Raw genomic sequence first — 16,876 nt, 5'->3', positions numbered from 1 at the left:
CCTTGCGTAAAATTAGCGAATGCTTATTTACACAACAACTATGGAAGTGCGCAACACGTTGTTTTAAAGAAGATAGATTTAAGTTCAATTAATTAAGGCACTTAAGAATTAGCTAAAGAATGATATCGATTTCACACTATCATCCGATAAATTACAGGCATAAAAAAACCAGCATCATGCTGGTTTTTATAATTTGGTGCGGATGGGGGGACTTGAACCCCCACGGCCGAAGCCACCACCCCCTCAAGATGGCGTGTCTACCAATTCCACCACATCCGCATTTTTCGGTTAATCGTCTGATTGAGGAATCAAACCACCGAGTAACTTAAGGTTACTAATCTTTTAATTTGGTACGTCTGAAGATTTGTTGTCTTCAGGAGATACTGGAACATCTGAAGTTGCCGGCGCTGTTGTTGAAGGCGGCACTTCAAGGTTTTCCCACTCATCTGTCTTTTTAATCTGACCCGTTGTAAGGTTACCAAGCACAATACTTAATACAAAGAAAACCGTCGCTAGAATCGTAGTCGTCTTCGTCATAAAGTTACCTGCGCCCGATGAGCCAAATACCGTTGCTGATGCGCCAGCACCAAACGATGAACCCATGTCAGCACCCTTACCTTGTTGAACTAACACCATGCCGATAAGTGCTAAAGCAACAATTAAGTAAACAACCAATAATATTTCGTACATTTTATACGTTCCCTAGTGCACTTTTACAGATGCTGATGAAGGCATCTTTTTGCAAACTCGCTCCGCCAATAAGGCCACCGTCGATGTCTGCCTGTGCAAATAATGATTCACTGTTTTTTTCGTTTACACTACCACCATAAAGGATGCGTAGCGTCTGTGCCACCTGCTCATCATAACTACTCAGCATGTGACGAATGAATTTATGTACCGTCTGTGCTTGCTCTGGGGTTGCTGTTTTACCAGTCCCGATAGCCCAAACGGGTTCGTATGCTATCACAGAATTATTTAACGCTGCTACACCTAATTTATCAATTACGGCTTTTATTTGCTCTGCAACGACTTCTTCTGTTTTTCCAGCATCACGCTGCTGCTCTGTTTCACCAACACATAGTATTGGCGTCAAACCAAACTGCTGTGCTTTGGCAAACTTATCAGCTACCTGTTGGTTGCTCTCTGAAAATAAACTACGTCTTTCAGAGTGACCCACTAAGGTATATTTAGCCCCTATTTCATGAGCTAGTTTTGCGTGGATTTCACCGGTGTATGCACCTGAATCAAACTCAGAAATAGTCTGAGTTCCTGCCATTACCCCCTTGTTTACTACATCTTTAAGTAATAAAGCGGGAGGAAATATAATAACATCCACGTCTGCATTATTGTGCTTTTCAACTTCGCCGCAGATCTCAGATACCAGTTCCAGCGAACCGTTCATTTTCCAGTTGCCTGCAACTATTGGCTTACGTTGCGCCATACGATACTCCGCATCAGAAAGCGGGTGAGATACTAACTCTCCTCACCCAGATTTACAAGAAATAAAATTAAAAACCAGATTAATTGCTCACAGATTCAACAACTTCAGCAATCTTTGTTGCAAAATCGATCACTTGCTTCTCTTGCTCAGCCTCAACCATCACTCGAACAACTGGCTCGGTGCCTGATTTTCTTAATAAAACACGCCCTTTGCCTGCAAGCTGCTCTTCAACTTCAGCGACAACCTGCTTAACAACATTTTGCTGCGTAGGATCATCAGCAGTCGAATAGCGTACGTTGATCATTTTCATTGGATACTTTGTGAATCCGCTACCTAGGTCTTGCAAGGTTTTGTTTTGAGAGACCATCGCCGCTAACACTTGAAGGCTAGAAATAATCCCATCACCAGTACAAATAAGGTCTAGATTAAGCACATGGCCCGAGCTTTCACCGCCAATCGTCCAACCTTTCTGATTAAGCAGCTCCATAACATATCGGTCACCCACTTTGCTACGAGCAAATTCGATACCTTGGCTCTGTAGCGCGTTTTCAAGCCCCATATTTGACATGACCGTACCGACAACACCGCCGTTTAACGTGTCATTAGCGTGGGCTAAACAAGCAATGATATAAACGATGTCATCGCCATCAAAAACATGGCCTTTGTGATCGACCATCATCACCCGATCGCCATCACCATCGTATGCAATGCCCACATCTGCTTTATGCTCAAGAACCTGACGCTTTAGGCTATCAACGTGTGTTGCACCACACTCATGGTTAATATTCAAACCGTTTGGTTCACAGGCATGGCAAATCACGGTCGCGCCTAACTCACGCATTACCGCAGGCGCAATATGGTAAGTAGCACCGTTGGCGCAGTCTAAAACAATTTTCAGCCCTTCAAGTGACAACTCTTTGGGAAATTGGCTCTTACAAAACTCTATGTAGCGGCCATCAGCATTCTCAAGACGTCTTGCCTTACCTAGCTTTTCAGATGCAACACATGTCATGTCCTCATCCATCATTGCTTCAATTTCCAGCTCTACGCTATCTGCCAACTTTAAGCCATTACCGCTAAAGAATTTGATACCATTATCATGATATGGATTGTGAGACGCGCTGATCACAATACCTGCTTCTGCTCTAAAAGTTTGTGTCAAATACGCTACAGCTGGAGTTGGCATTGGCCCAAGCAGAACCACATCAATACCTGCTGCGATTAGTCCAGCTTCCAAAGAAGTCTCTAATAAGTAACCAGAAATTCGGGTATCTTTACCAATAATTACTTTTTTTGTGCCAGTTTTAGACAAAACTTTACCAGCAGCCCATCCTAATTTTAGCGCAAACTCAGGTGTAATTGGGTGCTGTCCAACCAAGCCCCTTACCCCATCTGTGCCAAAATACTTTCTAGTTGTCATATGGTTACTCCATTAATTGCTGCATGCCAAACATTCAGAGCATCAGCAGTTTGCTGAACATCGTGTACTCTGATTATTTGTGCTCCCTGTTGTGCACATAGTAATGCGCCAGCGAGACTTGCAGCTAAACGTTCATTTGTTTCTCTGTTTAATAACTTTCCAAACATAGACTTACGCGACAGTCCAGCGAGTAGTGGTAGTCCAAATGATTGGAAAGCTTTAAAGTTGCCCAATAATTCAAAATTGTGTGCCAAGTTTTTACCAAATCCAAAACCTGGATCGAGTATAAGGCGCTCCCTCGATATGTTCGCCTCGTCGCACGCTAGCAAACGTTCGCTGAAAAATGCCTTAATATCGGTGATCAAATCACTATACGATGGGTTTTGCTGCATGGTACGTGGCTGTCCTTGCATATGCATCAAACAAATCGCCACGTCTGGATGAGCTGCAGCCACCTGAAGCGTGTCAGGCTCTTGTAATGCGCGTACATCATTAATAATATCAGCGCCGGCTGCTATCGCCTCACGCATCACTTGTGCTTTACTTGTATCGATTGAAATAACACAGTCGCTTTGCCGACGAATACCTTCAATCACGGGTATCACTCGATTGAGCTCTTCTTCACATGTGACATCTGGCGCGCCTGGTCGAGTTGACTCTCCTCCCACATCTAGAATGGTTGCACCTTGCTCTAACAATGAAAGAGCCTGATTGACAGCGTTATCACATTGCAAAAACGCACCGCCATCTGAAAATGAATCTGGTGTCACGTTAACAATGCCCATGACTTGCGGCTTATTGAGGCTTAGCAAACGGCCTCGGGGTAAACGTATTGTGGTTGTCATTATCGTTACTCGTTTTAGAGTAATGTTAGCAAAAGCATGTAAGTATGCTGTGCAACTTCATATTGTGCAAAAATCTATCGAAAACTTTCAGTTTTATAGTTATGAAAAAGCCCCGACTTAGCGGGGCTTTAGACATTCGACTATTTTAACCGTTATTCGGTTCTATCATCAAGCTCTGACGACGCTTCAGATTTATCAACTGGCTTTTTATCATCTTCTGCTGTCGGCTTTGTACCCGTTTTGTCAGACTTTGGTTCTGGTTTGCGGTCATGAGCGTCACGAGGTGGACGCACTTGCGTACGAGCCATTAGGTCATCAATTTGACCTGCATCAATAGTTTCATACTTCATTAGAGCATCTTTCATGCTGTGAAGAATATCCATGTTGTCCTTTAGGATCTGTTCAGCACGTTGGTAGTTGCGAGAAATGAAATCTTTTATCTCTGCATCGATCAGTTTAGCAGTTTCATCTGACATGCCGGCCATTCGGTGTGAACTGCCGCCCATATACATTTCACTCTGCTCTTCAAGGTACTTTTGCGGTCCAAGCTTACTGCTCAAGCCCCATTGCGTAACCATTTTCTTAGCAATATCCGTTGCACGTTCAATATCATTGCTGGCACCAGTGGTGACTTTATCTTCACCATAGATAAGTGCTTCAGCAATACGGCCACCGTATAGGCTCGATAACATTGATTCTAGGTGCTCTTTCGAGTGGCTCACTCTATCTTGCTCAGGCAAGTACATTGTAACACCAAGCGCTCTACCTCGAGGGATAATTGAAACTTTATAAACAGGGTCATGTTCAGGTACCAAGCGACCAACTATCGCATGGCCTGCTTCATGGTAGGCTGTCATTTCTTTTTCATGCTCGCTCATTACCATAGACTTGCGCTCAGCGCCCATCATGATTTTATCTTTAGCGGCATCGAACTCGGCCATACTCACTTTACGCTTGTTGCCTCTGGCTGCAAATAGAGCGGCCTCGTTTACTAAGTTTGCCAAGTCTGCACCAGAGAACCCCGGCGTACCACGAGCAATTACCGATGCTTCAACATTATCATCTAAAGGCACTTTGCGCATATGTACATTAAGGATCTGCTCACGACCGCGAATATCCGGAAGGCCAACAACCACTTGACGGTCAAAACGACCAGGACGTAATAACGCTGGGTCTAATACATCTGGACGGTTGGTCGCAGCAATAACAATAATGCCTTCATTGCCTTCAAAACCATCCATCTCAACGAGCATTTGGTTAAGTGTTTGCTCACGTTCATCGTGGCCACCACCCATGCCTGCACCGCGCTTACGACCTACAGCGTCGATCTCGTCAATAAAGATAATACACGGCGCTGCTTTCTTAGCCTGCTCAAACATGTCACGTACACGAGATGCACCCACACCAACAAACATTTCAACAAAGTCTGAACCAGAAATCGTGAAAAATGGCACTTTCGCTTCACCTGCAACCGCCTTAGCAAGCAAAGTTTTACCGGTACCAGGAGGACCGACCATCAGCACACCTTTCGGAATGCTACCACCTAACTTTTGGAACTTTGATGGATCGCGTAGGAAATCGACCAACTCTGTTACGTCTTCTTTAGCTTCATCACAGCCCGCAACATCTGCAAACGTCGTTTTCACTTGGTCTTCGCTCATCAAGCGAGCTTTACTCTTCCCAAATGACATGGCCCCTTTTCCGCCGCCACCTTGCATTTGACGCATGAAGAATATCCATACGCCTATGAGTAGTAGCATTGGGAACCAAGATATAAAAATATTCGCCAAAAATGATTGTTCTTCCGGTGCAACACCTTTTACGTTTACATCATTTTTTAGTAAATCATTGATAAGGTCTTCATCGTACATTGGCATGATAGTTTGAAAACGCTCACCATTGCCCTTCATACCTGTAATCGTGCCGGTTGAACGGTCAATATTGACGTCTCTTACCGCGCCACTGCGTACTTCTTTGACAAACTGTGTGTAACTGGTTTGACGATCAATGTTATCGCCGCCGTTGAAACTCTGAAAAACGGTCATTAGCACAACTGCAATCACCAACCAGAGTATTAGATTCTTCGCCATATCGCTCAAGGGGTTAACCTCTTGTATCCAAAAATTATTTAAATTCGACTGTAATGCTTTTCAACTGTACTACAGTTTGTAGCCTGTCGCCACTATATAAACCTCACGGGAACGTGGACGGGAGGCTTTTGGCTTTCTAATTTTTACCACGTTAAAACATTTACGTACTTCCTGTACAAACTGATCAAAACCTTCACCTTGGAAAACTTTTACAGCAAAAGCACCATTTTTACTGAGTACTTGGTGACACATATCCAGCGCAAGTTCTACGAGATACATACTGCCAGCCTGATCAGTAGACATGTTGCCGCTCATATTTGGCGCCATATCTGAAAATACCACATCTATATTCTTGCCACCAATGCGGTCAAGTAATGCATTTAATACGGCTTCCTCGCGAAAGTCTCCCTGTAAAAAATCCACCCCTGCGAGTGAATCCATAGGCAAAATATCACAAGCAATAACTTGCCCTTTATCACCCACCTCTTCGGCTAGATACTGTGACCAGCTGCCAGGAGCCGCGCCTAAGTCAACAACACTCATGCCAGGTTTGATGAGTTTATCGCGTTGTTGGATCTCTTCGAGTTTAAAGATAGCTCGGGAGCGAAAGCCGCGCTTTTGCGCTTCATGAACGTAAGGGTCGTCCACATGTTCCTTTAACCAGCGTTTTGAGCTCGCTGAGTGCTTTTTATTTGCCATTATTCACTGCAACTCATTAGTAATATTGTCTAGATGGCGGTAGAATATGAAAATTCAAGCCTACATAGTGTAAATTGTATCAATATGACTTTATCAAATAAACAAAAGCAGTACCTTAAAGGTTTAGCACATCCACTAAAACCCGTTGTTTTGCTCGGCGCAAATGGTTTAACTGAAGGTGTTCTGGTTGAAATTGATCAATCTTTAAACATTCACGAACTTATCAAAGTTAAAGTGCCGACAAATGACCGTGAGACAAAGCAGTTAATTTTTGATGCGATTGTTCGTGAAACTGGCGCATACAAAGTGCAAACCATCGGCCATGTCATCGTTTTGTATCGTCAAAGCGAAGAGAAGAAAATTCAACTGCCTCGCCAGTAATTTTCTTATGCGCCATCGTCTGAGTGCGTTGGCGCCACTCGGTACTTTTTAATAACCTGAGTTATGAAATCAGTCGTCAACTGGTTTATCACCCCGCTTTCTGCGTTTAGCAATAAACTAAACCCCACATTCAAAGCTGGTATTACAACCAAATCGGTGCGATAACCCTGTACCCAGCCACTGTGATATAATACGTATTCACCATCAAAGTCGTAAATACGCCAACCCAACCCGTAAAACGCCTCGTTGACATGCTCACGCCAAATACGTCTGCGCAATTCTCTTTTCGTGTGTGTGTAGGGCCTACTTTGTAACGTCAATGCATCCAATGATAACACCTCAGGGTAAAGCCCAAGCTGCGCTTTGAGCCATTGAACCATATCGTTTGCACTGGCATTTACCCCTGCAGCTGGGGCCACTTTATAATAATGTGGTTTGAGTTTTGCCGTATGCCAGCGCTTACGCCCAAGTACGTGTGGTAAAGCATAGTTATTGTCCTTTACCATGCTTTCTATACCAATACCGCCGTCATTCATTTTTAACGGTGTGAAAATAAATTCTTGTAACCAACGCTCGTAAGACATTCCCGTTGCATGCAAAATCACATCAGAAATCAGACTAAACATGGCATTTTGATAACCATAACACTGTCCAGGTTTACAAATACGTTCAACTTTTATGAGCCGTTCCACTATTTGCTCATAAGACATTCTGGACTCGATTAAGTTGTCGTAAGCATTGGGGACTAAGCCACTTGAATGACTTAGTAGGTGATAAACTTTTAGGTGTTGATAGTCAGTCCCTTTGAGATAAGGTAAATAGGTACTTACATACTCGTCCAGCGCTAGATACTGCGCACTCGCTAGCTTTGCTGTTAGAGAACCCGCAAATGTCTTGGAAACGGACGCTAGACGAAAGCGCGTATTTTCATCAACTGTTCGGCCTTTGTTAACTTTGGTCTTGCCATATCCCTTCGCTAAAGAGCCAAATTCACCATGTACAACACTCAATGCCGCACCTGGGATTGATTTTTCTTTTAGTTTTCGCTCGACTTGCTTAGAATAGCTGTTCAAAAATTGGTGCCACTGCTGCTTTTTGTCTTCTGATGCAACAGTATTAGTCGCAAACAACCAGAAGACAACAAGAACTAAATACTTCATAATAACTCGTTAAACTAGAATTCGTTGAAGTTTATCACGAAGTTAGCTTGTGTTTACATCACCAATTGAGACTTAAACTGTAACAAGAGGTACATGAATGCGTTTTCTGCTTATTTTTATTACTTTGGCTTTCTCATTTGGTTGTTCTTTAACTCCCGAGATGGCACCCAAACTTGATGTGCCTCCTAAGCCGATATTAAGTAAGGAAATTTATCAGCTTAGTTATAGTACTGAACTAGATTCAGCGAGAATAAAATCGGTACAGTTGCCAGCACATCCGATTGAAAAAGCAAACTCGGTGCGTATAGTCGCTGACAACGTTGCAATGACAGACACATTAAAGTCGCATATTGAGCGCGCGCTTAAAAAGCATGGACTAAAAATAGTCACTAGTAACAAAGCCGACTACATACTTAACATTCATCAATTAGACCTTACTTTTGGCCCGAACAAAACCTACGTGCTCAATGTACCAAAAGCATCACACGCTTTATATCAGCTCGTAACTCAAAAAGCGCCGAGTTATCAATGTAGCAATATCATAGCAAGTGTCAGTATGAGACTAACTCACATTGCATCATCAGATGTTGTTTGGTTTGCAAAGTCTTCGATTGATAGCGCCAGCTTTCAAGGTATTCCATTACAGTTCAGCTATACCAAAGAGCAGAAAATAACTAACGAAAAAGACATACTTTCGTTTATCGTGTCACAAAATACAGAACAAGCTAGAATCGCACGCTCCAGCACCCCCGTTGAAGTACCTAAGTACATTGTGGAAGATGTGATTGGTGAGCCACAGAAAGTTGCAGGTGCCTGTACAGAAACCGAAGTGAGTGCGCTAAGTAGCGCTATGCACCAACAACTTGCTGCGGTCTTGATTGATAAAATCAATGTTTTATAGGCCAATAATATAGCTCCCCGTAAAGAGCATGCCCTGTGCTCAACAATTTTTTACAGATACTAACGCCGCATTCAATATAATGTTCATCAACTTAGTTGTTGGTGAACATTATGCTCCGTACATTAACAAAATTGATAATCATCACTGTTGTTTTATCTTCCACTGCATACGCGAGTAACCGTTTGTATTCTGACAATACATTAACTCCCACCAATGGCCTGTACCTAGATATCAATATGGGCCTAGGTTACCTGTTAGAGGACTCGTATCTTATCGGCGTCAATGTAAAAGATGGCGTGGAGTTACTTAATGTAAATGTGTTTGCATCATATGGAAACTGGTACTTGGATGCTGATCGCAGCCAACTCAGTGGAGGCTGGATAGTAGGCTATAGTGCCATTGAGCACAGCAATTGGGATCTTGATGTTATTGTGACACAAGCACAAGATGGTTTTGATGAAAAAGGCTTTAATTTATATAACTCGGATGAGATCCCACAGCTCAAAGGTATTACACAAAGAGCGTTTGATGTAACCGGCGGATTGCGGTTAAGCCGAAGGTTCGGTGACAATCAAGCATCACTAGAACTATTGCAAGATATAAGCAGTACCCACAATGGTTGGATAGTCAGCACCTTTTATAGCAAGATTATCCCGTGGCAAAACTGGGAATTTAGAACCGGGCTAGGCATCAATATCTATTCCCGCGATTTTACCAATTATTATTTTGGCATTTCTCCAAAAGAACAAAGAGTTGATCGACCAGTATATCGCCCTAAAAGCGCAATGAGTGTTGTATACGAGTTTCATGCCGAATACCCGCTCAACGAAAATTGGATTTTTTTAGCCGGTTGGATGACAACTTGGTTTTCACAACAAATTTATCGCAGCCCCATTGTTGTACAAAACTATCAACATAAGGCGAAAATTGGGGTACGGTACGTATTTTAGCAAACAATCATTAAGCGCCTAATTTCGTATAGGTAATTAATTGATTTATAAACTTTACCAATAACAAAACAGTGATAAGTGACAGCTCTAGATTAGTCAGGCACAATCAGGATCATGTTTGAGTCTCGCGATTTAGCTGCAAATTTAAGATGCTAGAGGATTATTAAAATGGATAATTACGGTACAATTTTGCTCGTCGAAGATGACGAATCTCTATCTCAATGGGTTGCGGACTATTTGAACAACCAAGGATATACCACACATGTTTGCGCTCGTGGGGATCAAGTAGTTGCAATGGTGAAATCTCTTAGCCCCGACATCGTGCTGTTAGATGTCATGCTACCTGGGCAAGATGGCATTAGTGTTTGCCGTGAACTTCGTCAGTTTTATCAACATCCCATCATTATGCTAACAGCCAAAGACGAGGAAATGGATGAAGTGATAGGTCTTGAGGTTGGTGCCAGTGATTATGTTATTAAGCCTGTTCGCCCCCGTGCTTTATTGGCAAGAATTAAAGCGATGTTGCGCTCATCTAGTGAGCAAAAACATTCCGATATAAATAATGATAAGTCGCTGTGTGTTGGCAACCTGAGCATAGACACTCAAGCGCGCAAGGTGTTGGTGCAAGGTAAAGAGGTGAATATTTCTAGTGCAGAGTATTTATTACTACACTTTTTGGCATCAAATGCTGGAGAAGTTGTTTCAAGAGACGCAGTGTTCAAAGCGACCAAAGGTCGAGAATACGATGGACTAGACAGAAGTGTCGATGTACTTATTTCGGCCTTGCGTAAAAAATTCAATGATGATCCGCAGCACCCAGAAAAAATCAAAACTATTTGGGGCAAGGGCTACCTGATGGTTCCAAGCGCATGGTAAAAGGCTAATTTGTGAGAAAGCTATATATTTATTTGCTTACCAGCGCCTTGGTTTCAATTGTCGTACTCGGTTGGCTAATTGATATATTTAGCGAACAAACCTTAGAAGTCGACGATAACTTTGGCTGGCAAAGTACACTCGCCAGCGGCGTTGCCAAGCAAGCTGCTAGAGAACCTGTTGCAAATAGGTCTAATTACATCGCTACTTTGAGTGAAGACTATGGCTTAGCTATCAGCTACAAACAAGGTGACACTTTAGCCGTACCTTCTGAACTCAAAGCGCAAATGCTCACGGGCAAAGGCTTAATTTTAGAAGATCAGCAAGGCTTTTATTTGTTGAAAACTAATGACGCTTTACTTCCTGACTATCTAGAGCTGCGCTTAGATAAACCAGCAGAACGGCAGAGTAACGATGCCATGCTCACCTTGTTGTTTTATACCGGCGTATGTACCTTTATGTGGTTTATACTCTCGCCGTTAGCTAGACGCCTATCTGTGCTCACAGAAGCCGCTAAACAATTTGCCAGTGGCAACCTGAGCGCCAGAATCGCTACTGATAAATTTACCTATATCAAAGACGTAGAACTCACATTTAACCGCATGGCGAGTCAAATTGACAAACTCCTAGCAGAGAACAAGCTTCTTGCATCAAGCTTATCACACGACATACGTACTCCTGTAGCCTGTCTTCGCTTTGGATTGGATGCAGCACTAGATGAAAAAGACATTCATCAAGTGCATGATATTCTAGCTAGAATGGAAAAAGACTTAGATCAAATGGAAGATATGCTGGCCAGCTATCTGTCGTTTGCCACATTAGAGAAAAAATCGCACTTACTTAACTTTGAATCTACCGATGCGACACCTTATTTTGTTTCATTAATTGAGCAGATTGCGCCAAAGTTTAAAAGCGCAAACCTACAAATTAATTACGAAATAGAACCTCACCTATTTATATACGCAGACCTACACTGGCTGGCACGCGCTGTAACAAATCTGCTGTCTAACGCCTGCGACTTTTCCGCCAGTGCCGTTCTTATCAGAGTTTTCGGTGATGGCCATGAGATTCAGATCCATATCGAGGATGATGGCCCAGGCATTGCGCCACAAAACTGGCACAAAGTCTTCAGCCCATTTTTTCAAGAGCAATCTCACCGTAACCGGGCGGGAAAAAGCTATGGTTTAGGGCTGGCGATTGTAGCCAAGGTTGTAGATTGGCATCATGGCAAAGCGAGTGTATCCCAGTCAGACATATTGGGCGGTGCTAAATTCACCTTAACTTTACCTTGTAAAGCTAAATGAGCAGCGTAAAGTAATGACCACATTTAATAAGTAGCTTTTGAGTTAATCAACTTAAAAGCAACAACTTACAATCTATAGTTGAATTTTCAGTCTGGCGAACTAATGTTACACTCGCAAAATCACCAAAATATTGCGCTAGATCATGGCATTGTTAATAACAATTAGCGCTTTTTATTTCGCTGTAATTACAGTAGATTGTCAGCCGCCGTAAAAAAAATAGAGAAGTAAAATAATATGAGCACTGTGCGCGGAGAATTTAGTTCTCGCTTTGGATTCATCATGGCAGCAGCAGGATCAGCTGTTGGCCTTGGCAACATTTGGGGCTTCCCCACTCAAACCGCTAGCAACGGTGGAGCCGCTTTCGTTTTGGTTTATTTGGTACTAGCCTTTTGTTTAGCTTATCCAGCACTAATGGCTGAGCTAGTTATTGGACGTCATGGTCAGGCTAACGCCGTTTCATCACTGCAAAAACTCTCTAATAACCCACTTAGTAAACGCTTTGCCTTCGCTGTGGGCTTCGGTGGTATTATTTGCGCCGGCCTTATCCTCAGTTTTTATGCAATCGTTGCTGGCTGGATGTTTACTGCAACGTTAGAGCCCATCGCTAAACTCACTCAGTTGTCAAGCACAGCCCAATGGCTGAATAGCCAGTCTCTGGCAAGGGACTTAATTTTTACCGCCCTATTTGTGGTGCTGACTATTTCTATCATCAGTAAAGGCGTTGAAAATGGTATTGAGAAATGGTCTAAGCGCTTAATGCCCGCTTTATTGGGGATTTTATTTTTGCTCATTGCCTACGTCTTGATGCAAGAAGGTGCCAGTGAAGGACTGAAGGCTTATCTTGTCCCTGATTTTTCTTCCATCTTAAACCCCGAGTTACTGGTCAGTGCACTTGGACAAGCATTCTTCTCGCTATCTTTAGGAACCAGTGTAATGATCATTTATGGCTCTTACATTAGCAGGCAAGAAAACTTAGTTTCACTTGGCGCCTACGTAACATTAATCGATGTGTTTATTGCCTTTGTTGCTGGCCTTTTGATCATCCCTGCCATGTATGTAGCCCAAGCTCAGGGAGTTGAAATATTTGCGGCAAATGGACAACTACTGTCAGAAGACACTCTAGTGTTTCAAGTGTTACCAGCTCTATTTGAAAGCATGGGAGATGTCGGCTTATTTGTCGGCTTTGCATTCTTTGCATTGATGAGTATTGCTGCGCTCACCTCGTCAATATCTATGCTTGAAGCGCCCGTATCTTATGCCGTTGAGCGTTTTGCACTGTCACGCGTACAAGCAACTTGGGTGATCGGTGGCCTTATCTCATTGGTTAGTTTTACTATTATTTTTAACTTCAGTAGTTTGTTTGGTTTCGTGGTGAGCTTAACTACACAATTTGGCCAGCCATTGATAGGGATGCTTTGCTGTATATTTGTTGGCTGGATATGGCACAGAAATAGTCTGCTAACAGAGATAAAAAGTGGTTATCTAGATGCGGATCATAGCGTGTTTTGGAAAATATGGCCTTGGTATATTAAGTTTGTCTGCCCTCTTGCCATAGCGCTGGTATTTATACACTCGCTTTAAATATGAAAAATCAGGCTATGAGGTTAGCGCAGCGCTAACCTCATTTAAATCCTCGAGTTAATCGCATATCTTGGTGAGGGATACCATCTTCTAGGTATTCTTCACCTTCAATCACAAACCCCGTAGATTGATAAAATTTCAGCAAATAGGTTTGTGCACTCAGTACCACATCGTTTCCTTTAAAATGTGTATCACACACCTCAATTGCTGTTTGCATCAAAGGCGCTGCGAGACCTTTGCCTCGGGCGCTTGGCATCACCAATACCCGCCCGATTGCACATTCACTCGCTGATTTTCTGTACACTCGTGCGTAGGCACACAACTCCCCCTGCTCATAAGCCATGACATGAAAGGTGTCTGATTGTCTATCAATCTCATCCAGCTCTGGGTAGGCACACTGCTGTTCAACAACAAAAATATCAACACGAGCCTTAAGCAAACTAAACAAAGTATCTGTATCTAGTTGTGAAAAAGTACTTATCTGCCAATTCATTAAATATCACTCCACATAACAAAAAGCCCAGCAATGCTGGGCTTTAAAGTTTATACCCACTTGCCGCTATGCGAACAAGCGCTCTAATTGATCGCATAACTGCGACAGGTTTACGTGATCATGCTCTATGGTGAGATCAACATATCCGTCACCGCGAAACGCCCTATCAAGCTCAATCAGCACGTGAGTCCTGTGAGCTTCGGGGACAAATGACAATTCCACTTCTTGAATTCCAAACATAGATTGCCGATGAGGGCGATACTCTAGCTCCTGATAACAACCTGAAACGGTGTGAAAGTTACTTGCACGCAAATACCCTTTTTCAACGTCGGCCTTAACCAGTCCAAAGCCGAGCTTTTCCATTGCTAGCATACAGGTTTTTATTGCATCATTTGGATATATATGGAGCGCATCTCGGTCTGTAGGATCGAGTGCTAAGTCTATATCAAGGCCTGTTTCCAGCCATACGTGGCTATGGTTGTATCCAGCATTTAGCTCGGTAAGTGGTGTTTCTGAGTGTAAACGAGCCTCAAATGGGATGGTCTTACGTTCTTTTGCGGCAACTTCAAATCGCTCGCCTATCTTCCACTTTTCAATCACATGATTTTCGAAGTAATGACCATCATCATGTTCAACTTTCACTTTGGTCATCAATGCCATCTCTAAGCCATTTATTTCCTGACTAATATCACCACCTTCAATGATGATTTTTGCTTGAAATTTTTGCCCAGGGTGCAAATGCTCTGTTTCTAATACAGTATCTACTTTTGCCGCACCTATACCAACAGATGCGAGGATCTTTTTAAACATTACTTCTCCTGTGAGAATGTTCCCTTATCGCATCTTAACCACATTTACAGCGCATTGTCAGCGAAAATTTATGGGTTCTTATATATTCTTCAAGAATATTCAAAAAAATATCGGCGTTATACGCCTGTAAAAGAACTTTTCAATTTATAAATCAGAGAGTTTTGGTACACTGTGGTTAGATAGAACTAACATAGGCACACCATGGAACTTTTGTTTTTTGCCGCAGCGTTCGCCTGTGGCTTTTCGGTATATCAATTAAAGTTGCCGCCGCTAATTGGTTTCTTAATGGCTGGGTTTATTTTAAACCTAATGGGATATCGTAGTACTGAGTTACTCACTCAACTTGCAGATTTGGGCGTAACTTTGTTGTTGTTCAGCATTGGCTTAAAGCTCAAAATTGGTAATCTTGTCAAAGCACAGGTTTGGGCACCAGCAACTCTACATATCGTAATAAGCAGTGCATTTTTTGCCAGTCTGTTATTACTGCTCGGCGCCATGAGCCTACCACTGTTTACCGATTTAACGGTTTCGACAGCCCTGTTAGTTGGCTTTGCCTTTAGTTTCTCCAGTACTGTTTTTGCTGTAAAAGTGCTCGAAGAGCGCGGAGAGATGGCGAGCCTACACGGTAAAATCTCTATCGGCATATTGGTTATGCAAGATATCTTTGCCGTGGTATTTTTGGCGATTAGTACTGGAAAAGCACCAAATGTGTGGGCGTTGGTACTGCTAGTTTGTCTACCTGTATTCAGACCGATTATGTTCTGGGTTTTAAACCGCTCTAAACACGGTGAACTACTGCCATTATTTGGCTTTTTCTTCGCACTGGTTATTGGTTATCATGCCTTTGAGTTTGCAGGCTTAAAAGGAGATCTTGGTGCCTTAATCATTGGTATGCTGTTCGCACCTCACAAGAAGGCTGGTGAGTTATCAAAATCTTTGATGAACTTGAAAGATGTTTTACTGGTAGGCTTCTTCCTTAATATTGGCCTCAATGCCAACATGAGCTTTGATGCTCTGCTCATCGCCTGCCTGTTGACCTTGGTCTTGCCCGTAAAGGTGTGCCTATATTATGTCCTTACTAATATTTTTAAATTGCGTGCTCGGACATCTTTACTCAGCGCCTTTACACTTGCAAATTATAGCGAATTTGGACTTATCGTCTGCGCGGTTGCCGCCAGCTCAGGAGCGATAGCACCTGATTGGTTGGCCGTTGTTGCAATAGCCGTGTCTATCACTTTTGTGGTTGCCTCACCGCTTAATAAGCGCGCCAATGGATTCTATGTCAGATTAGAGCCCTTTTTATTAAAATTCGAAAGCAATAAACGTCTTGAAGAAGAGCTCCCCGTAAACCTAGCCGACACACGCATTGTTATCTTTGGTATGGGTCGCATTGGAACGGGTGCATACGAAACCATAGAAGCCACCCACCCCGGCTCGATTGCAGGTATCGATATAAAACCTGAAGTAGTTGATAAACACGTACAAAGAGGGCGCAGAGTGTTACTCGCTGATGCAACAGACCCTGATTTTTGGCAACGTGTAAACCACTCTCAAGTTGATATGGTCATGTTAGCAATGCCCAAGCACATGCAGAACATATATGCATTGGAGCAGCTAAAAGCCTCTGGCTTTAAAGGCCAAGTAACTGCCATCGCCAACTACCCTGATCAACAAAAAGAGCTTGAAGAAATGGGGGTCAACTCAACCTATAACTTCTATCTTGAGGCTGGAAGTGGCTTTGCTGAACATGTAAAGCAAAATTTATTTTCCTAATACATTATTATGTTCTCAGTACCACAAAAGGTACTGAGAACTATTTTTATTTGCTCATCAATACCTTACTTCTAGATGTCCACCACGCCCTGTTTGATCATTTCAAATCGTACATTATTCGATTTACAAAGCTTTACATCGAAGTTAGTAATCTA

16 protein-coding genes and 1 tRNA gene are annotated in these 16,876 nt (G+C 42.8%); 7 read left to right on the top strand and 10 right to left on the bottom strand.

Features of this window, described 5'->3' with window-relative positions; genetic code table 11:
* Window positions 1-194: 194 nt before the first annotated feature.
* The 7 genes from L1070_RS04445 to rlmE form a co-directional block, all read right to left on the bottom strand.
* Window positions 195-279: transfer RNA gene (locus L1070_RS04445), tRNA-Leu, on the bottom strand.
* Between the two features lie 63 nt (window positions 280-342).
* The gene (secG, locus tag L1070_RS04440; protein WP_070984619.1) at window positions 343-690 is read right to left on the bottom strand and encodes a preprotein translocase subunit SecG; all 348 of its coding nucleotides are present in this window, start codon (window positions 688-690) and stop codon (window positions 343-345) included.
* 1 nt (window position 691) lies between these two features.
* Window positions 692-1,441 carry a triose-phosphate isomerase gene (tpiA, locus tag L1070_RS04435; RefSeq protein ID WP_070984617.1) on the bottom strand — a complete coding sequence of 250 codons (750 nt, stop codon included), beginning with the start codon at window positions 1,439-1,441 and terminating at the stop codon, window positions 692-694.
* Between the two features lie 79 nt (window positions 1,442-1,520).
* Window positions 1,521-2,861: a phosphoglucosamine mutase gene (gene glmM, locus L1070_RS04430; protein WP_237124628.1), complete on the bottom strand. Its 1,341-nt coding sequence runs from the start codon at window positions 2,859-2,861 to the stop codon at window positions 1,521-1,523.
* Complete coding sequence (folP, locus tag L1070_RS04425; RefSeq protein WP_237124627.1) at window positions 2,858-3,706, bottom strand: dihydropteroate synthase; 849 nt, start codon at window positions 3,704-3,706, stop codon at window positions 2,858-2,860. Before folP ends, glmM begins: the two co-directional genes overlap by 4 nt.
* A gap of 152 nt (window positions 3,707-3,858) precedes the next feature.
* Window positions 3,859-5,796 (bottom strand): ATP-dependent zinc metalloprotease FtsH, encoded by a 1,938-nt coding sequence (gene ftsH, locus L1070_RS04420; RefSeq protein WP_237124626.1) that lies wholly within the window; start codon window positions 5,794-5,796, stop codon window positions 3,859-3,861.
* Window positions 5,797-5,865: 69 nt separating this feature from the next.
* On the bottom strand, window positions 5,866-6,495 hold the full coding sequence (gene rlmE, locus L1070_RS04415; protein WP_070984609.1) for a 23S rRNA (uridine(2552)-2'-O)-methyltransferase RlmE: 630 nt from the start codon (window positions 6,493-6,495) through the stop codon (window positions 5,866-5,868).
* A gap of 84 nt (window positions 6,496-6,579) precedes the next feature.
* Here rlmE and yhbY point away from each other — a divergent pair, with 84 nt between their 5' ends.
* On the top strand, window positions 6,580-6,876 hold the full coding sequence (gene yhbY, locus L1070_RS04410) for a ribosome assembly RNA-binding protein YhbY (protein ID WP_070985578.1): 297 nt from the start codon (window positions 6,580-6,582) through the stop codon (window positions 6,874-6,876).
* 5 nt (window positions 6,877-6,881) lie between these two features.
* Here the strand turns inward: yhbY and L1070_RS04405 are convergent, their stop codons facing one another.
* Window positions 6,882-8,036, bottom strand: coding sequence for a serine hydrolase domain-containing protein (locus L1070_RS04405; protein ID WP_237124625.1), 1,155 nt, complete (start codon window positions 8,034-8,036; stop codon window positions 6,882-6,884).
* Window positions 8,037-8,133: 97 nt separating this feature from the next.
* Here L1070_RS04405 and L1070_RS04400 point away from each other — a divergent pair, with 97 nt between their 5' ends.
* The 5 genes from L1070_RS04400 (at window position 8,134) to L1070_RS04380 (ending at window position 13,645) form a co-directional block, all read left to right on the top strand.
* Window positions 8,134-8,937 (top strand): hypothetical protein, encoded by an 804-nt coding sequence (locus L1070_RS04400; protein ID WP_237124624.1) that lies wholly within the window; start codon window positions 8,134-8,136, stop codon window positions 8,935-8,937.
* Window positions 8,938-9,047: 110 nt separating this feature from the next.
* The gene (locus tag L1070_RS04395) at window positions 9,048-9,887 is read left to right on the top strand and encodes a MipA/OmpV family protein (RefSeq protein WP_237124623.1); all 840 of its coding nucleotides are present in this window, start codon (window positions 9,048-9,050) and stop codon (window positions 9,885-9,887) included.
* A gap of 168 nt (window positions 9,888-10,055) precedes the next feature.
* Window positions 10,056-10,763 carry a response regulator transcription factor gene (locus tag L1070_RS04390; RefSeq protein ID WP_070984601.1) on the top strand — a complete coding sequence of 236 codons (708 nt, stop codon included), beginning with the start codon at window positions 10,056-10,058 and terminating at the stop codon, window positions 10,761-10,763.
* Window positions 10,764-10,774: 11 nt separating this feature from the next.
* Window positions 10,775-12,064, top strand: a complete 1,290-nt coding sequence (locus tag L1070_RS04385; protein ID WP_237124622.1) for an ATP-binding protein — start codon at window positions 10,775-10,777, stop codon at window positions 12,062-12,064.
* Window positions 12,065-12,298: 234 nt separating this feature from the next.
* The gene (locus tag L1070_RS04380) at window positions 12,299-13,645 is read left to right on the top strand and encodes a sodium-dependent transporter (RefSeq protein WP_237124621.1); all 1,347 of its coding nucleotides are present in this window, start codon (window positions 12,299-12,301) and stop codon (window positions 13,643-13,645) included.
* A gap of 40 nt (window positions 13,646-13,685) precedes the next feature.
* On the opposite strand, the gene L1070_RS04375 is transcribed toward L1070_RS04380, so the two are convergent.
* Together L1070_RS04375 and L1070_RS04370 are read right to left on the bottom strand one after the other, a co-directional pair.
* A complete protein-coding gene (locus L1070_RS04375) occupies window positions 13,686-14,138 on the bottom strand; it encodes a GNAT family N-acetyltransferase (protein ID WP_237124620.1) in 453 nt (150 codons plus the stop codon).
* A gap of 66 nt (window positions 14,139-14,204) precedes the next feature.
* A complete protein-coding gene (locus L1070_RS04370; protein WP_237124619.1) occupies window positions 14,205-14,948 on the bottom strand; it encodes a sporulation protein in 744 nt (247 codons plus the stop codon).
* A 201-nt stretch (window positions 14,949-15,149) separates the two neighbouring features.
* Here L1070_RS04370 and L1070_RS04365 point away from each other — a divergent pair, with 201 nt between their 5' ends.
* Window positions 15,150-16,721, top strand: a complete 1,572-nt coding sequence (locus L1070_RS04365) for a cation:proton antiporter family protein (RefSeq protein ID WP_237124618.1) — start codon at window positions 15,150-15,152, stop codon at window positions 16,719-16,721.
* Window positions 16,722-16,876: the final 155 nt, after the last annotated feature.

It is taken from the genome of Pseudoalteromonas sp. MMG022 (assembly GCF_021654245.1).
Classification (GTDB): domain Bacteria; phylum Pseudomonadota; class Gammaproteobacteria; order Enterobacterales; family Alteromonadaceae; genus Pseudoalteromonas; species Pseudoalteromonas amylolytica.
This window is presented reverse-complemented; position numbering and strand designations above follow the sequence as displayed.

Coding starts and splice junctions, on each gene's coding strand:
- secG (WP_070984619.1), bottom strand. CDS start 690: ATGTACGAAATATTATTGGTTGTTTACTTAATTGTTGCTTTAGCACTT.
- tpiA (WP_070984617.1), bottom strand. CDS start 1,441: ATGGCGCAACGTAAGCCAATAGTTGCAGGCAACTGGAAAATGAACGGT.
- glmM (WP_237124628.1), bottom strand. CDS start 2,861: ATGACAACTAGAAAGTATTTTGGCACAGATGGGGTAAGGGGCTTGGTT.
- folP (WP_237124627.1), bottom strand. CDS start 3,706: ATGACAACCACAATACGTTTACCCCGAGGCCGTTTGCTAAGCCTCAAT.
- ftsH (WP_237124626.1), bottom strand. CDS start 5,796: ATGGCGAAGAATCTAATACTCTGGTTGGTGATTGCAGTTGTGCTAATG.
- rlmE (WP_070984609.1), bottom strand. CDS start 6,495: ATGGCAAATAAAAAGCACTCAGCGAGCTCAAAACGCTGGTTAAAGGAA.
- yhbY (WP_070985578.1), top strand. CDS start 6,580: ATGACTTTATCAAATAAACAAAAGCAGTACCTTAAAGGTTTAGCACAT.
- L1070_RS04405 (WP_237124625.1), bottom strand. CDS start 8,036: ATGAAGTATTTAGTTCTTGTTGTCTTCTGGTTGTTTGCGACTAATACT.
- L1070_RS04400 (WP_237124624.1), top strand. CDS start 8,134: ATGCGTTTTCTGCTTATTTTTATTACTTTGGCTTTCTCATTTGGTTGT.
- L1070_RS04395 (WP_237124623.1), top strand. CDS start 9,048: ATGCTCCGTACATTAACAAAATTGATAATCATCACTGTTGTTTTATCT.
- L1070_RS04390 (WP_070984601.1), top strand. CDS start 10,056: ATGGATAATTACGGTACAATTTTGCTCGTCGAAGATGACGAATCTCTA.
- L1070_RS04380 (WP_237124621.1), top strand. CDS start 12,299: ATGAGCACTGTGCGCGGAGAATTTAGTTCTCGCTTTGGATTCATCATG.
- L1070_RS04375 (WP_237124620.1), bottom strand. CDS start 14,138: ATGAATTGGCAGATAAGTACTTTTTCACAACTAGATACAGATACTTTG.
- L1070_RS04370 (WP_237124619.1), bottom strand. CDS start 14,948: ATGTTTAAAAAGATCCTCGCATCTGTTGGTATAGGTGCGGCAAAAGTA.
- L1070_RS04365 (WP_237124618.1), top strand. CDS start 15,150: ATGGAACTTTTGTTTTTTGCCGCAGCGTTCGCCTGTGGCTTTTCGGTA.